The following is a 1380-nucleotide window of genomic DNA, read 5'->3' on the forward strand; positions in this document are numbered from 1 at the left end:
GATAGCGAGTTGGCCCGCCAGTATGGCGTCTTCCCGCTACCATCCGGCGCTGGCGGTACCCTGACGATGCCCATGACCGACCGCATACGCGTCACAACCTGCTGGCCGCCTTCACGTCCGAGCAGGAGGAGATGCTGATTGCCGCTCGCGCATTCCTGCGGCTCGGCCTGGATGATCTCTTCGTCGTGGCTCTTGAGTTCCTGAGCCTTCGAGTGTCTCGCTCGGGCCTGCACCGCATGCTCCAGCGGCGCGAGGTGCCGACACTGGTATAACAAGCTCGTCAGGATGCGGAAGATACTTGCTCATTGAGACCGCCGTCATAAACGACATATATTTAATAAAAAAAGCTATCAGGATATAAACAATGAGTTCAAAGGCACCGGACCTGCCACAGCCAGATACCAATCAGCCTCACCAAGCAGGGGAGACGCAAGCCATCCCTGCGGGCCGTATTACCTATCTTGCCCCAAAACCTCTGCCTACTGGCCACGAGACGCTAGATTTAAACGGCTCCATCAGTAGTCTTAATGAAAGATACCTAGATGTGGGTGGGTGGTACATGGATGTTTTTGGCTGGCAACTACTGACCGGGGTAACGTCTTTTTTGTTTTTGTTCTCAGCATTGTTCGGTCCAGGCTTGGCTTGGTTAATATTAACTAATGCTTCGTTAGCCTCTATGTTAGAAACTTTTAAGTTTGGCGCATGGGTAGGTTTAGCGGGAGGAGGAGCAGTTTTTTTAATAATGTATTCAGGCCACTGGACAGCGCTTAAACGCTTACGCAACGCTTCCCCAGTACGCTTTCATCGCCAACGTCGTGAAGTCTGCTTTGTAGTAGATGACAAAAAGGAAACCGTCATTGTGCCTTGGGAGTCGCTCATGGCTTGGGTAGTCGAGGCACGCGGTGTTACTCAGTACGGTGTGCAGCAACAGTTCGGTATAGGCATGGGCTACGCGCATCCTGAAACGGGTCACTGGTTAAAAATCGAGTTCATGACCTTTGCCAAGCCTTTGGCAATCAGCCAATGGGAAGCCGTGCGCGCTTATATGGAATATGAGGTCAACTCGTATGACGAAATACAGGATCCGCTAACCGCGCGCGAAGAAAATGATCCCCCTTGGGAAGGCGTGCATACCCTGCGTAGGGCGCGCCGTCGCATGAATGAGCGCCGAGCCAGCGGCGAAATCGATTGGCTCTACTGGGGCGCCTGGTATGCAATAGATATTATTCAGCTTTGGAATTTGCCAGGTTACTTGACCGAGTGGGATAACCGACGGCTTCACAAGGCGCGACCAAACCTGTTGCCACCAGAAATGGTCGAATGGTCAAAACCGTTGCCCGAAGAGCAATGGGCAAAGCCCAGCGACGAGCTGGTAATGTT

1 protein-coding gene and 1 pseudogene are annotated in these 1380 nt (G+C 52.8%); both read left to right on the forward strand.

The features are described 5' to 3' along the window. Positions 1 to 269, forward strand: a pseudogene (locus tag BIS11_RS17600) (IS481 family transposase); the annotation flags it as partial. A gap of 95 nt (positions 270 to 364) precedes the next feature. Then, positions 365 to 1380: hypothetical protein (locus tag BIS11_RS17605; protein ID WP_253586732.1), on the forward strand; the 1016-nt coding region annotated here is incomplete at its 3' end.

Origin of the sequence: Halomonas sp. 707D4, from assembly GCF_024158685.1 — a bacterium.
In the GTDB taxonomy this organism is placed as follows: domain Bacteria; phylum Pseudomonadota; class Gammaproteobacteria; order Pseudomonadales; family Halomonadaceae; genus Vreelandella.